Annotated in this window: 12 protein-coding genes; 7 read left to right on the plus strand and 5 right to left on the minus strand. The window is 33.5% G+C overall.

Annotation, left to right across the window (positions count from 1 at the left end; genetic code table 11):
• The first annotated feature begins 74 nt into the window (after positions 1 to 74).
• The 3 genes from polA to B3J26_RS09340 all read left to right on the plus strand — a co-directional run bounded on the left by polA (position 75) and on the right by B3J26_RS09340 (position 5,120).
• A complete protein-coding gene (gene polA / locus B3J26_RS09330) occupies positions 75 to 2,912 on the plus strand; it encodes a DNA polymerase I (protein WP_125349801.1) in 2,838 nt (945 codons plus the stop codon).
• 140 nt (positions 2,913 to 3,052) lie between these two features.
• A complete protein-coding gene (locus B3J26_RS09335) occupies positions 3,053 to 4,075 on the plus strand; it encodes a hypothetical protein (RefSeq protein WP_291074271.1) in 1,023 nt (340 codons plus the stop codon).
• A gap of 7 nt (positions 4,076 to 4,082) precedes the next feature.
• Complete coding sequence (locus tag B3J26_RS09340; protein ID WP_125349799.1) at positions 4,083 to 5,120, plus strand: hypothetical protein; 1,038 nt, start codon at positions 4,083 to 4,085, stop codon at positions 5,118 to 5,120.
• 37 nt (positions 5,121 to 5,157) lie between these two features.
• Here the strand turns inward: B3J26_RS09340 and B3J26_RS09345 are convergent, their stop codons facing one another.
• From B3J26_RS09345 to recQ, 5 genes are all read right to left on the minus strand, one after another.
• A complete protein-coding gene (locus tag B3J26_RS09345) occupies positions 5,158 to 5,910 on the minus strand; it encodes a class I SAM-dependent methyltransferase (RefSeq protein ID WP_115001888.1) in 753 nt (250 codons plus the stop codon).
• 34 nt (positions 5,911 to 5,944) lie between these two features.
• Positions 5,945 to 6,754, minus strand: a complete 810-nt coding sequence (map, locus tag B3J26_RS09350) for a type I methionyl aminopeptidase (RefSeq protein WP_125349798.1) — start codon at positions 6,752 to 6,754, stop codon at positions 5,945 to 5,947.
• Positions 6,751 to 7,173, minus strand: a complete 423-nt coding sequence (locus tag B3J26_RS09355; RefSeq protein WP_115001885.1) for a BT0820 family HAD-type phosphatase — start codon at positions 7,171 to 7,173, stop codon at positions 6,751 to 6,753. Before B3J26_RS09355 ends, map begins: the two co-directional genes overlap by 4 nt.
• A gap of 27 nt (positions 7,174 to 7,200) precedes the next feature.
• Positions 7,201 to 8,736: a 2,3-bisphosphoglycerate-independent phosphoglycerate mutase gene (gene gpmI / locus B3J26_RS09360; RefSeq protein WP_180905212.1), complete on the minus strand. Its 1,536-nt coding sequence runs from the start codon at positions 8,734 to 8,736 to the stop codon at positions 7,201 to 7,203.
• A 66-nt stretch (positions 8,737 to 8,802) separates the two neighbouring features.
• Positions 8,803 to 11,004: a DNA helicase RecQ gene (recQ, locus tag B3J26_RS09365; RefSeq protein ID WP_180905211.1), complete on the minus strand. Its 2,202-nt coding sequence runs from the start codon at positions 11,002 to 11,004 to the stop codon at positions 8,803 to 8,805.
• A gap of 164 nt (positions 11,005 to 11,168) precedes the next feature.
• On the opposite strand from recQ, the gene B3J26_RS09370 reads away from it, so the two are divergent.
• From B3J26_RS09370 to B3J26_RS09385, 4 genes are all read left to right on the plus strand, one after another.
• On the plus strand, positions 11,169 to 12,134 hold the full coding sequence (locus B3J26_RS09370) for a KpsF/GutQ family sugar-phosphate isomerase (protein WP_291074275.1): 966 nt from the start codon (positions 11,169 to 11,171) through the stop codon (positions 12,132 to 12,134).
• 4 nt (positions 12,135 to 12,138) lie between these two features.
• Complete coding sequence (tatC, locus tag B3J26_RS09375) at positions 12,139 to 12,972, plus strand: twin-arginine translocase subunit TatC (protein WP_291064139.1); 834 nt, start codon at positions 12,139 to 12,141, stop codon at positions 12,970 to 12,972.
• Between the two features lie 68 nt (positions 12,973 to 13,040).
• On the plus strand, positions 13,041 to 13,787 hold the full coding sequence (locus B3J26_RS09380; RefSeq protein ID WP_291064140.1) for an electron transfer flavoprotein subunit beta/FixA family protein: 747 nt from the start codon (positions 13,041 to 13,043) through the stop codon (positions 13,785 to 13,787).
• Positions 13,788 to 13,813: 26 nt separating this feature from the next.
• Positions 13,814 to 14,770, plus strand: coding sequence for an electron transfer flavoprotein subunit alpha/FixB family protein (locus tag B3J26_RS09385; protein ID WP_291074277.1), 957 nt, complete (start codon positions 13,814 to 13,816; stop codon positions 14,768 to 14,770).
• Positions 14,771 to 14,828: the final 58 nt, after the last annotated feature.

Genomic DNA, 14,828 nt, shown 5'->3' on the forward strand with positions numbered 1-14,828 from the left:
ATAAACGTATTGCGGTTAGCGATTTGTGAGAATTTTCGCTTTACGCTCATCGCTTTTCGCATAACGAAAATTATATGAATCAATTAGATAAAAGACTTTTTTTGTTAGATGCTTATGCCTTAATTTTTAGAGGATATTATGCATTTATCAAAAATCCACGAATCAACTCAAAAGGTTTCAATACATCGGCAATTATGGGATTTACGAATTCCTTGTTCGATGTCATTCGACGTGAACAACCAACGCATTTGGCGGTTGTTTTTGATGTTGGTCAAGCAACAGTTCGTACGGTAGATTATCCTGAATATAAAGCAAATCGTGATGAAACGCCAGAAGCCATTCGTCAAGGCGTTCCGTATATTCAAGATATTTTACGAGCGTTAAAAATTCCAGTACTTTTCGCCGAAGGTTACGAAGCAGATGATGTGATCGGAACATTAGCACAGAAAGCAGAGAAAGCTGGTTATACAACTTATATGGTGACACCCGATAAGGATTTTGCGCAATTGGTAACGGAAAAAATTAAAATGTATCGTCCTGCTGCAAATGGAAAAGGTGTTGAGATTTGGGGAATTGAAGAAGTAAAAGAAAAATTTGAAATCGACGATCCAATTCAAGTTATCGATTACCTTGGAATGATGGGTGATGCTGTGGATAATATTCCAGGTTTACCAGGTGTTGGAGCAAAAACGGCAAGTAAATATTTGAAAGAATTTGGATCATTGGAAAACCTTTTAGCGAATACAGATAAGCTGAAAGGGAAAGCTAAAGAAAAGATTGAAGAGAATAAAGAGCTTGGAATTCTTTCGAAGAAATTAGCAACGATTATTACAGATGTTCCTGTAGAATTTGATGAAGAAGATTTAACGGTTTGCCCGCCAGATATAGAAAAAGTTACTGAACTTTTCACGGAGTTAGAATTCCGTCGTATGTTAGAAACGGTTTACAGAATTTATGGTTTGGATGTTTCGGGAATTATCAAAGAAGCGCAAGAAGAAATTTCTGCGGCAAGTCAGATTTCTTCGAATCAAGTGCAAATGGCTCAACAATCATTGTTCGATTTTACGTCTGATGAAGAAATCGTTCCACAAAATTCAGCTTTTACAGATATTTCAACAACGAATCATTTATATCAATTAATCGATACGAAAAAAGGTAGAGAAATTTTATTACGAAATATTCTAAAACAAAAAGAAGTGACGTTCGATACGGAAACAACTTCTTTGGATGCTTTAGAAGCTGAATTGGTTGGAATTTCATTTTCTTGGGAAAAAGGAAAAGGTTATTATGTTCCTTTTTCAACTGATTTCGAGGAAACAAAAGCAATTATCAACGAATTTAAACCATTTTTTGAAGATGAATCAATTTCGAAAATTGGTCAAAATCTAAAATATGATATTAAAGTTTTAAACAAATATGACATTGTTGTTTTAGGTCAGAATTTTGATACGATGATTGCGCATTATTTGATTAATCCAGATATGCGTCACAATATGGATGTGTTGTCAGAAACATATTTGAGCTATCAACCCGTTTCAATCGAAAGTTTGATTGGAAAAAAAGGAAAGAATCAAAAGAATTTCCGTGATGTTCCGTTGATGGAGCAAACTGAATATGGAGTAGAAGATTCTGATATTACAAATCAATTGAAAAATCTTTTCGAACCAGAATTAATCAAAGCAAATACACACAAATTATTCACTGATCTTGAAATGCCATTGATGCAAGTTTTGGCTGATATGGAATTGGAAGGTGTTAATTTGGATGTTCCGTTCTTGAAAGAACTTTCAGTTAAACACGAAGCGAAATTAAGAGAATTGGAAGCAAAAATTCAGGAAGATGCTGGAGAAGAATTCAATCTTAACTCGCCAAAACAATTGGGAGAAATCTTATTTGATAAATTACAATTAGATCCAAAAGCGAAGAAAACCAAAACAGGTCAGTACGCAACAGGAGAAGAAATTTTATCGAAATTGAAAGATAAACATCCAATTATCAATGATATTTTAGAGTACCGTCAATTACAAAAATTAAAATCGACTTATATTGATGCGTTGCCAGAATTGGTGAATCCAAAAACTGGTCGCGTGCATACAACATACGCGCAAACGGTTGCTGCAACGGGACGTTTGTCTTCTGTAAATCCGAATTTACAAAACATTCCGATTCGTTCAGAAGAAGGTCAGCAGATTCGTAAAGCCTTTGTTGCACGAGATGAAAATCATGTGATTATTTCTGCCGATTATTCGCAAATTGAATTGCGTTTGATTGCGCAAATGTCACAAGATCCTGCAATGGTAGAGGCTTTCAAACATGGAGAAGATATTCATGCTTCTACTGCCGCAAAAGTTTTTAATGTGGCGTTGGATGAGGTGACGCGTGAACAACGTAGTCAGGCAAAAACGGTGAATTTCGGAATTATTTATGGTGTTTCGGCTTTCGGTTTGGCAGATCAAGCGAATATTTCTCGTAAAGAAGCCAAAGCATTGATTGATGCGTATTATGAAACTTACCCAACGTTGAAAGCGTATATCGAAAAACAAGTTGAGGTGGCTCGTGACCAAGGTTTTGTAGAAACGTTAATGGGACGTCGCCGTTATTTGAAAGATATCAATTCGAGAAATGCAGTAGTGCGTTCGCATGCTGAGCGAAATGCTGTAAATGCACCAATACAAGGAACTGCGGCTGATATCGTGAAAATGGCAATGATTCAAATTCAGAAAGAATTGAAGAAAAATTATAAAACCAAAATGATTTTACAAGTGCATGATGAGTTAATTTTTGATGCACCAAAAGATGAGGTTGAAAAAGTTTCTGAATTAATCAAATCGACTATGGAAGCTGCAATGCAAATGGATGTTCCGTTGATTGCAGAAGTCGGAGTAGGAGCGAATTGGTTAGAAGCTCATTAGAAAAATATTATTTACAATAATTATAAAGCGTTACTTTTTAGTAGCGTTTTTTTTTGTTAAAATATCTATAAAATATTCTGATTAACAAATTCTTAACGAGATTAAAATATATCTTTAATTCATTATTGATTTTAAATTATATGAATAAAATATTTTACTTATTTACATTGTTTACGATTTGCTTAAATGCGCAAATTGTAAATTTAAAAATATTAGATCTTTCTGATAATTTTCCATTGGACGATGCCGATGTATATTTCAAAAATTCAACAAAGAATTTTATTTCGGATATGGAAGGAAAAGCTATTGTTGATTTGAGTAATGTTTCGCAAACAGATGAATTAATCGTGTCGAAAAAAGATTACCAAGATGCAGTAATCAAAGTTTCAGATTTGAAATCAGATATGGTCGTTAAACTTGAGAAAGTATCCGAAGTTGAGTTAAAAGAAGCTTTTGTAACGAACCTGAAAACTGAAGATATTTTGAAAAAAGTAATTGAAAACTACGATAAAAACTTTAATACTGATGAGCATTTTTATAAAGTAAATTTTATAATTGATGAAATTGTAGATTCTACGAAAAGAGATTTCATTGATTTAGATTTGCAGCTTCGTTTTAAGAAAGATAATTTGAATATAAAATCTAATAATCAGGTTAAAGAACGAATAATTAATGAGCCAAATTATGGATATAAAATAAATTTATTACCCATTTTAGGTATGGTTTCTTTGAAAGAAGTCGTAAATGATTATCTGAAATATTATAAAAAATATAAACTTTCAAAAGTCAACTTAACAAAATATGGTGATGAGTTGATGTATGAATTTTATTTGGATAATAATTCGTTTCATCGGTTTTTGGTGGCAAAGGATTCTTTTGCTATTGTAGAATATAAAGTAGATGCAGAAGGAATTGAAATAAAAAAGAGTCAACAAACTGTGAATTTTGTTAATACCTATTACAGATACAGACCTTATCAAGGGAAATATATTTTGAAAGAATTAATGCGCAATTGGAGTACAGATTACAGAGGAGGTGATGGAAGTAATCATAATGTTAATGTAAAAATGAACCTTGAAGTTAAAGATTTCAGTACGCAACCTTTCCCTGAATTCAATAAATCGGTGAATGAGAAAATGGACATTCGTAGAAGTTTTAAATAATCGATTTATGAAGAAGATATTTTACTTATTTACATTGTTTACGATTTGTTTAAATGCGCAAATTGTAAATCTAAAAATATTAGACCTTTCTGATAATTTACCACTTGATGATGCCGATGTATATTTCAAAAATTCAACAAAGAATTTTATTTCGGATATGGAAGGAAAAGCTATTGTTGATTTGAGTAATGTTTCGCAAACAGATGAATTAATCGTGTCGAAAAAAGATTACCAAGATGCGATCATCAACGTTTCTGATTTGAAATCTGAATTAACAATTAAACTTGAAAAAGTATCCGAAGTTGAATTAAAAGAAGCTTTTGTAACGAATTTAAAATCTGAGGATATTTTGAAAAAAGTAATTGAGAATTATGATAAAAACTTTAATACAGAACAGCATTTTTATAAAGTAAACTTTGTACTTGATGCAATAATGGATTCTGTTAATAGAGATATGATTGATGTTGATTTACAGTTCCGTTTCAAAAAAAATAATTTAAAAATACATTCAAATAATGTTGTGAATAGAAGAATTGTTGGAGAAGGAAGGCAATTAACATCATTGTATCATATGAATGAATATTTTAACCATATTTCTTTGTTGGAATTTGTCAAGAAAATGCAAGAAAGAACATCTGAAAATAAATATGACGAAAAAGTTATCATTTCTAAATATGCAGATAAGTACATGTATGAGATAGAATTGAAAAATCCAAAAGTTAATTTTGTTTGTAATTTTCTGATTGATAAAGAATCGTTTGCAATTGTAGAAAGTTTTACGAAAAGAGAAAATGAACATTCTGAGAAATTTGGATATACAATCCATAATAATGAGGTGATGTATAAATACAGACCCTATCAAAATAAATGGATTTTAAAGGAGAGTTTTAGAAATTGGAATTCAACTTTCTTGGAGAAAGATAAAAGTCAACATACAAATGACATGAAAATAAAGCTCGAAGTCAAAGATTTTAGCATACAACCATTTCCTGAATTCAACAAATCGGTGAACGAAAAAATGGATATTCGTAGAAGCTTTAAATAAAAAAAATCCAAGAAAATTATTTCTTGGATTTTATATTTTATTCAGTCTTTGGTTTGCGAACCACAGGTAAAATTTCACCTTTTTCTAAGCAATATTTTTGAACATCTTCCGACGGAATTTGTTTTGTGTAATCTACTTTTTCGACGATAAAACCTACATCTTCCAAACGTCTGTAATAATCTAAACCATAGACACGAACGTGATCGTATTGTCCAAATTTTTCTTTACGTTCTTCTTTTGTTGTAACCGTTGGATCTTCGTACGTTACATCACGTTGATACGAAATCGGAACTTGCAGAATTCCCCAACCTCCTGGTTTCATGACACGAAATAATTCGCTCATCGCTTTGTGATCGTCAGGAATATGTTCCAAAACGTGATTACAAAAAATGATATCAAATGTATCATCACCAAAAGGTAAATCGCAGATATCTGCTTTTACATCTGCCAAAGGCGATTCTATATCACTTGTGATGTATTCTAAATTCTTCATCGCACGAAAACGTTTGATAAAAGATTGCTCTGGAGCAATGTGCAAAACTTTTGCTTTTTCAGTAAAGAAAGACGTTTCATTTTTTAGGTACAACCACATCAAGCGATGTCTTTCTAATGAAAAAGTTCCGGGTGAAAGTACATTATCACGCTGTTTTTCGTAACCATAAGGCAACAAACTATAATAACCTTGTCCATCAATTGGGTCTACGAAGCGATTTCCTTTCATAAACCAAACTAAAACAGGACGAATAATATAACTACCTTGTATTAATAAAGGACGAGGTAGAATATTCATAATTTTTTTTAAAAGCTTTTTCACAAAAGTTTTCTTAAGGTTTGAATAAAAATGGTTTTTCTTCGTCAGATACGATTCCTAAAGCATCGTAAATAAACTGATAAGTTGACAATAATTTTGGTTCGCCATCTACCACACAAACATCGTGTTCGAAGTGAGCCGAATATTTATCATCGCGCGTTGTAACCGTCCAGCCATCTGGATGAAAGAAGACTTTTTCAGTTCCCATATTTACCATTGGTTCAATAGCTAACACCATTCCTTCTTCAATTTTTTTACCAGATCCACGACGTCCATAATTAGGAACTTGCGGTTCTTCGTGCATTTTACGACCTAATCCGTGTCCAACTAATTCACGAACGATTCCGTAACCTTCTTTTTCACAATATTGTTGAATTGCAAAACCGATATCACCTACGCGATTACCTTTTTTCATTTGTTCTATTCCTTTGAACATAGATTCTTTTGTAATGCGTAATAATTTTTCAGTTTCAGCATCTACTTCACCAACTGCAAATGTATAAGCGTGATCTCCGTAAAAATCATTCATATAAACACCACAATCTACCGAAACAATATCTCCTTCGTTAAGTGGTTCATCGTTTGGAATTCCATGAACAACTTGTTGATTTGGAGAAATACAAAGGTTTTTAGGGAAATCGTACATTCCTAAAAATGCGGGATACCCACCATTGTCGCGAATAAATTCGCCTCCTAATTTATCTAAATGATTGGTTGTAACACCAGGCATTACTTCTTTGGCTAACATACCCAAGGTTTTTGAAACCAATTGAGCGCTTAGGTACATTAGTTCTAATTCTTCTTTACTTTTTAAATGTATCATAATCCGAAAAATCCTCTTTTCTTTTTCTTCTCAGGAGCTTTTTGTCCGTTTGCGTGAACACTTAATTCAATCTTTTTTGTAATGATTTGATAAACGTCACTCCAACCTGGGAAACCTCCTAAATTTCTATCGTCGATAAAGATATCGGCATTTATTTTTCGACTTTGCGTATTTTTATCAAAATCCTCTCCGTCAAAACTATTGTTGATGGCATAAAACTCAATTCCATTTTTTTTACAGAATTCTACAGCCTCATCTAAGTATTTACCACTACGATAAGTCCATAAAGTAAGGCGATATCCGTCGTTTTGTAATTGTTTCAATGTTTCGAAAGCGAAGATTTTAGCTTTTCCAATTTCTGGATATTTATCATCTACCACAGTTCCATCAAAGTCAACAGCAATAATTTTATTAATCATGTTTGTAAGTATTTAAAGTTATTTAGGTTATTTTTTTTGAACAATAATGTTTCCGGTCATTTCAGTTGGAATTTCAATTCCCATCAAAGTTAAGATAGTTGGTGCAATATCTCCAAGTTTACCATGTTCAACATTCCATTCGATATTTTTCTGAGCCAAAATAAATGGAACAGGATTCGTTGTATGTTGCGTATTCGGTGATCCATCTTCGTTCATCATAAAATCTGAATTTCCGTGATCAGCCAAAATCACCACATTGTAACCATGTTCTAAAGCTGCATTTATAATTTTTTCCGCACAAGAATCTACTACTTCAGCAGCTTTTATTGCCGCAGACATAACACCTGTATGTCCAACCATATCTGTATTAGCGAAGTTAAGACAAATGAAATCCGCTGATTCTTTTTCGATTTCTGGTACAATTGCATTTGTAATATCATATGCTGCCATTTCTGGTTTCAAATCGTAAGTCGCAACATCTCTTGGCGAAGCACATAAAATACGAGATTCACCAACGAAAGGTTCTTCGCGACCACCATTGAAAAAGAAAGTTACGTGTGGATATTTTTCAGTTTCAGCAATACGAATTTGCTTACGACCAACATTCGCAATAACTTCTCCTAACGTATTTACAATATTTTTCTCGTCAAAAATTACCGCAACTCCAGTATATGTAGCATCATATTCTGTGAGAGTGATATATTTTAGATTTAATTTATGCATTCCAAATTCTGGAAAATCATGTTGCGTTAAAACTTCTGTGATTTCACGTCCACGATCAGTTCTAAAATTGAAACAAATCACTACATCATCATTCTCGATTTTAGCTTTTGGCTGATCATTTTCATCCGTTACAATAATCGGTTTGATGAATTCATCTGTCACGCCTTCATTATAAGATGCACGAATTGCTTCTAATGGATTTGTTGTTGTTTCACCAACTGCATTTACCATTGCATCGTATGCTAATTTCACGCGTTCCCAACGTTTATCACGATCCATTGCATAATAACGACCAGTAATCGAAGCGATTTCTCCTGTTGATTTTGTCATGTGGTTCATCAATTCTGTGATAAATCCTTCGCCAGATTTTGGATCGGTATCACGACCATCTGTGAAAGCATGTACAAAAACATTTTGTTGTAAACCTGATTGATTTGCTGCATCTAACAAACCTTTCAAATGATTGATATGTGAGTGTACACCACCATCAGAAACTAAACCGATGAAATGTACTTTTTTGTTATTCTCTAAAGCATATTGAAAAGCATCTTTTAAGATAGGTTCGTTTTGTAACGTTCCGTTTTCAGCCGCCATATTGATTCGAACTAAGTTTTGGAAAACTACGCGTCCAGCACCCAAGTTCATATGTCCAACTTCCGAATTACCCATTTGTCCTTCTGGTAAACCAACGGCTAAACCAAACGTATCCAACGTAGAATGTGGAAATTTCTCGAAACAGCTATCTATAAAAGGTGTATTTGCTTGCGCGATTGCAGAAACAGCAGGGTTTGGTCCAATTCCCCATCCGTCCAAAATCATTAATATTGCTTTATTGTTCATTTTTCTTGTAATAATTAAGCCCAAAGATAAGCATTCCTTGGGCTGAAAGTTTATTTTTTGTATGGTTTAATTTGCGACTTCACTGATGAATTTGATACGCATTAAACGTAATTCTTCTTCATCATAATCGTCACCAAATTCATCTAACAATGATGACATTGAGTCAGAATCTGCGTCCATCAAGAATTCATAAATTTCCTCTTGTTGATCTTCGTCCAAAACTTCGTCAATGTAATAATTGATATTTAATTTTGTTCCTTGATAAACGATACTTTCCATTTCTGAAAGCAAATCGCTCATCGTCATATTTTTTGCTTCCGCAACATCTTCAAGATTTAACTTTCTGTCTGTCGATTGAATGATATAAACTTTGTGACTCGATTTGTCAGCAACTTGTTTAATCACCATATCTTCAGGTCGAATAATGTCGTTGTCTTTAACATATTGCGCAATAAAATCTACAAATTCTTTCCCGAATTTCTGAGCTTTTCCTTCTCCAACACCAAATACATTTGTTAACTCCTTAACTGTTGTTGGATATTGCATTGTCATATCATCTAAACTCGAATCTTGGAAAACTGCAAAAGGTGGAATTTGATGTTTTTTAGAGATTTTTTTACGTAAATCTTTCAATTGTTTCAATAAAACATCATCAAAAGCAATAGGTGCAGAAGATGTTTCTTCTTTTTCAAAGCTACCTTCTGATAATAATTTTTTGAAATCAATATCTTCGGCAATTTCAAAAGAAGTTGGCTTACTAATGAAATCTTTTCCAGATTTGGTAATTTTTAAAATACCATATGATTCGATTTCTTTCTCTAATAAATTACGTACAATTAATTGGCGTAAAATAGATTTCCAATAATAATCTTCTTTTGCTTTTCCAATTCCGAAGAAATCTTCAGAGCTCAAATTATATGATTTTGTAATAGAAGTTTCTTTACCAACTATAACATTTACAACATCATTTAATTTTAATTTTTGATTTGTTTTCTGAACAACATCTAATGCAATTACTGCATCAACTTTTGCCTCAATCATTTTTTTAGGATTGCGCATATTGTCGTCCATATTTGCCCCTTCGCCGTTTTTGTCGTCGAATTCTTCTCCAAAATAATGTAACAAAAATTTACGACGCGACATCGAAGTTTCGGCATATGCTACAACCTCAGAAAGTAATTGCATTCCAACTTCGCGTTCTGCAACAGGTTTACTTGCTAAGAATTTTTCTAACTTTTCGATATCTTTATAATCATAGAAAGCAATACAAACACCTTCACCACCATCGCGACCTGCACGACCAGTTTCTTGGTAATAACTTTCTAACGATTTTGGCATATCGTAATGCATTACAAAACGTACATCTGGCTTGTCAATTCCCATTCCGAAAGCAATTGTAGCGACAACGACACTTGCATCTTCCATCAAAAACATATCTTGATGTTTGCTACGTGTTTTGGCATCTAAACCTGCGTGATAAGGAATAGCATTGATTCCGTTTACTTGTAAAAGTTGCGTAATTTCTTCAACTTTTTTACGACTCAAGCAATAAATGACACCAGATTTACCATCGTTTTGTTTGATAAATTTGATGATTTGTTTGTCTTGATCAACCTTTGGGCGGATTTCGTAAAATAAATTCGTACGATTAAAAGAATCTTTAAAAACTTTAGCGCTTTGCATTCCCAAAGTTTTCTGAATATCTTCTTGTACTTTTGGTGTTGCTGTTGCAGTTAAAGCAATAATTGGCGCATCACCAATTTTGTTGATAATCGCTTTTAGATTACGATATTCTGGTCGAAAATCGTGTCCCCATTCAGAAATACAGTGCGCTTCATCAATAGCAAAAAAAGAAATTTTTACCGATTTAAAGAAATCGATGTATTCTTCTTTTGTCAAAGATTCGGGTGCAACGTACAACATTTTAGTTACCCCATCTTTAATATCTGTCATAACTGTTTTCGTTTCTGACTTGTTTAAAGATGAGTTTAATACGTGGGCAATTCCATCATTTTCAGAAATTCCACGTATAGCGTCTACTTGATTCTTCATCAGCGCGATTAAAGGGGACACAATAATCGCGACTCCATCTGACATTAATGCCGGTAATTGATAACATAAAGACTTACCTCCTCCAGTTGGCATCAAAACAAATACATCTTCTTTATTTAGTAAGCTTGTAATGATTTCGTGCTGCTGTCCTTTAAATTGGTCGAAACCAAAATATTTTTTTAGGTAAGATGTTAAGTTTTTCGAAGTGGCTTCCATCTACACAAAAGACTAAAATTAATATTATAAATTAAATAGTTCCTATATTTGATAACTCTTAAATATACACATAAATTTTATATGATTTATATATAATTGAGTGTAAATAAAAAAGGAGAGTAAAAGTACGAAAAATTTTAAAAATAGACAATAGAAATTTTATTGTGGAAAATTCAGAATTAATACAAATAGCGCAAGGGGTATTTCGAGAAGAAATTCAAGCGCTGGAAGCAATAGCTTCTCGTATTAGCGAGTCTTTTGTTGATGCGGTAAATGCGATATATAACACGAAAGGAAAGTTGGTAGTTGTTGGAGTAGGAAAGAGTGCACACATTGCAAATAAAATTGTAGCAACCTTAAATTCTACCGGAACTCCAAGTCAATTTTTACATGCGACGGAAGCTATTCATGGCGATTTGGGTCTTGTACGACCAGAAGATGTGGTGATTTGTATTTCGAAAAGTGGAAATACGCCAGAGATTACATATTTGGCTCCGATTCTTAAACAATATGCATCAGTTTTGATTGGTTTAACATCAAATTTGAAATCAGAATTAGCAAAAAATTCAGACATTGTTTTGGATGTTAATATTGATAAAGAAGCTTGTCCCGTAAATTTGGCACCAACAACTTCTACAACGGCTCAATTGGTAATAGGTGATGCATTGGCGGTAGCTTTGATGAAATTGAGAGCGTTTACACAAAACGATTTTGCAAAATATCATCCAGGTGGAGCTTTAGGAAAACGATTATTGTGGACAGTAGAAAATATTGTTGATCCAGAAAGAAAACCTTCTGTGCATCCAGATTCTTCGATTACAGAAGTCATTAATTCATTAACATCAGGTCGTCATGGAATTACAGTTGTGATTGATAATGATAAAATTGTTGGTGTGATAACAGATGGAGATTTGCGCCGAATGTTATTAAATAATGAAACTTTTGCACATTTAACTGCGAAAGATATTGCTTCAATGAATCCGAAAACAATCAAAAAAGCTGAAAAAGCAAGAGAAGCTTTAGCGATTCTTCGTCACAACAGTATTGGACAATTGGTGGTGGTTGATGAAGAAAATCATTATTATGGAATTTTGGATATTCACTCAATTTTAAACGAAGGAATCGAATAAGCGTATGGCAGATAATACAAAATCGAGTATGTCATTTTTGGCTCATATTGGTGAGTTGAGAGGACATTTGGTTCGTTCTATTTTATCAATTGTGATTACATCTATTGCAGTCGCTATTTATTGGGACGAATTGGTGGAACATGTGATTATGGCTCCATTAAAATCAACTTTTCCAACGTTTGATATTTTTAATCAATTTGGTGAATTAACAGGTTTCGGAAAAATTTATACCGAATCATTTGATATTTCGAAAGAATTGACCAATCTTAATCCATCAGGACAGATCACTTCACAGTTTTTTGCAGTAATTGTGTGTGGTGTAATTATCGCAATTCCTTATGTTATTTTTGAAATTTGGCGATTTGTAAAACCAGCACTAAAAGAAGCTGAACGAAAATATGCAGGATTTACCATCTTTGCTGTTTCTTTTTTCTTTGTGACAGGAGTACTATTTAGTTACTACATGTTGCTGCCATTGTGTACGCAATTCTTATTTACTTACGATCCTTTTGGTGTAGGAAATACATGGACATTGCCAAGTTATATCGATTTATTTGTTCAATTATTATTATCGATGGGAGTTATGTTTTTGATGCCAGTTTTCGTTTACTTCTTAACGAGTATTGGAATCTTAACTCCAAAATTCTTGAAAGAATACCGTAAACACGCATTTATCGTTGTATTAGTGATTGCAGCTGCGATTACACCAAACGATGTGTACAGTATGATTTTAGTTACAATTCCTCTTTGGTTATTGTATGAACTAAGTGTATTGGTTTCAAATTCAGTTTATAAAAAACAACTGAAAGCGAAAAGTAACGACTTAGTAAAGAATTAACAATGTTATGCTTGCATAATAAAATAAATTAGTTATTTTTACATAAAAGAAAAAGTAAACACAAAATTATGAAGATATTAGTTTGTATTAGTAGTGTACCAGATACTACAGCAAAAATCAACTTCACAGCTGACGGAAAATCATTTGACAAAAATGGCGTTCAGTTCGTTATTAACCCGCACGACGAATTTAGTTTAAACAAAGCAGTAGAGTTACAAGAAAAACAAGGTGCTACTGTTACCATTTTAACTGTTGGAGATGCAACTGTAGATCCAGTTATGCGTAAAGCTTTAGCAATTGGTGCGAATGATGGAATTCGTATTGATGCTGATGCTCGCGATGATTTCTTTGTTGCTACACAAATCGCAAAAGCTGCTAAAGATGGTGGTTTCGATTTAGTATTGACAGGAAAAGAGTCAATTGATTATAATGGAGGTTCTGTACCAGGATTAGTTGCAGCAATGTTAGATTATGGTTTTGTAAACGGATGTATCGGTCTTGATGTAGAAGGTTCTTCTGCAAAAGCTGTTCGCGAAATTGATGGAGGAAAAGAAACCGTAGAGGTTGCCTTACCAGCTGTTATCGCAGGACAAAAAGGATTGGTTGATGAAGCTGCATTAAGAATTCCTAACATGCGAGGAATTATGCAAGCGCGTACAAAACAAATCGCAGTTGTTGCCCCAGAAACGACAGAAAGTAAAGTTGAAGTTGTTGGTTATGTAAAACCTGCTGAAAGAGGTAATGTAACATTAATCGACAAAGACAATGTAGCAGAATTGGTAAGATTATTACACGAAGAAGCTAAAGTAATCTAATTATTCACCTAAAAAGAAATTAAAAAATGGCAATTTTTGTATACGCAGAGTCACACGACGGAAAATATAAAAAAGCAGGATTAGAAGCAGTTTCTTACGCAAAAGCTACAGCTGATGTTGCTGGAGATACTGTTACAGCAATCGTTTTTGGAAATGCTGCTGCTGACGAATTATATAAATATGGAGCATCTAAAGTAGTTAAAATTGAGAATGCAGCTTTAGCAAAATTTGATGCAAATTCTTACGCAAAAGCTTTGGCTGAAGTTGCTCAAGGAGATGTTGTGGTTTTACCATCAACAAACGAAGGAGCTACTGTAGCACCAGTTTTAGCATACAAAACAGGAGCATCTTTAGTAACAAATGTAGAAAAAGCTCCAACAGCAGTTTCTCCATTCACAGTTGCGCGTAAAGCATTCTCTGGAAAAGGAGTAGAAACTGTTGCAGTTTCAGGAAAAGTTGTAGTTACAGTTTTACAAAACGCATTCGGAGCAAAAGAAAATGCAGTTTCTGGTTCAGAAGAATCAGCTTCAATATCAGTTTCTGATGCAGATGCTAAAGTAAAAGTTGTTTCAACAGAAATGGCTTCTTCTGATAAAATCGATTTGAAAGAAGCTGATATCGTAGTTTCTGCAGGTCGTGGAATGAAAGGTCCTGAAAACTGGGGAATGATCGAAGATTTAGCAAAAGTTTTAGGAGCTGCTACAGCGTCATCTAAACCAGTTGCTGATATCGGTTGGAGACCTCATGCTGAGCACGTAGGACAAACAGGAAAAGCAATTGCGCCAAATTTATACATCGCAGTTGGTATTTCAGGAGCTATTCAGCACTTAGCTGGAGTTAACGGATCTAAAACAATTGTTGTTATTAACAATGATCCAGAAGCGCCTTTCTTCAAAGCAGCTGATTACGGAATCGTAGGAGATGCTTTTGAGATTGTTCCTAAATTAACTGAAGAGTTAAAAAAATATAAAGGTCAAGCTTAATCATTTTAAGATTATAAATTCAATCCGAATCATTTAGGTGGTTCGGATTTTTTTTATT

Origin of the sequence: Empedobacter sp. UBA5987, assembly GCF_002429865.1 — a bacterium.
Lineage (GTDB): Bacteria > Bacteroidota > Bacteroidia > Flavobacteriales > Weeksellaceae > Empedobacter > Empedobacter falsenii_B.

What these genes read in the sequence shown, in the direction of transcription:
- B3J26_RS09380 (WP_291064140.1), top strand. Translation starts at nt 13,041, where the DNA reads ATGAAGATATTAGTTTGTATTAGTAGTGTACCAGATACTACAGCAAAA.
- B3J26_RS09335 (WP_291074271.1), top strand. Translation starts at nt 3,053, where the DNA reads ATGAATAAAATATTTTACTTATTTACATTGTTTACGATTTGCTTAAAT.
- B3J26_RS09345 (WP_115001888.1), bottom strand. Translation starts at nt 5,910, where the DNA reads ATGAATATTCTACCTCGTCCTTTATTAATACAAGGTAGTTATATTATT.
- B3J26_RS09355 (WP_115001885.1), bottom strand. Translation starts at nt 7,173, where the DNA reads ATGATTAATAAAATTATTGCTGTTGACTTTGATGGAACTGTGGTAGAT.
- recQ (WP_180905211.1), bottom strand. Translation starts at nt 11,004, where the DNA reads ATGGAAGCCACTTCGAAAAACTTAACATCTTACCTAAAAAAATATTTT.
- B3J26_RS09385 (WP_291074277.1), top strand. Translation starts at nt 13,814, where the DNA reads ATGGCAATTTTTGTATACGCAGAGTCACACGACGGAAAATATAAAAAA.
- polA (WP_125349801.1), top strand. Translation starts at nt 75, where the DNA reads ATGAATCAATTAGATAAAAGACTTTTTTTGTTAGATGCTTATGCCTTA.
- B3J26_RS09340 (WP_125349799.1), top strand. Translation starts at nt 4,083, where the DNA reads ATGAAGAAGATATTTTACTTATTTACATTGTTTACGATTTGTTTAAAT.
- gpmI (WP_180905212.1), bottom strand. Translation starts at nt 8,736, where the DNA reads ATGAACAATAAAGCAATATTAATGATTTTGGACGGATGGGGAATTGGA.
- tatC (WP_291064139.1), top strand. Translation starts at nt 12,139, where the DNA reads ATGGCAGATAATACAAAATCGAGTATGTCATTTTTGGCTCATATTGGT.
- map (WP_125349798.1), bottom strand. Translation starts at nt 6,754, where the DNA reads ATGATACATTTAAAAAGTAAAGAAGAATTAGAACTAATGTACCTAAGC.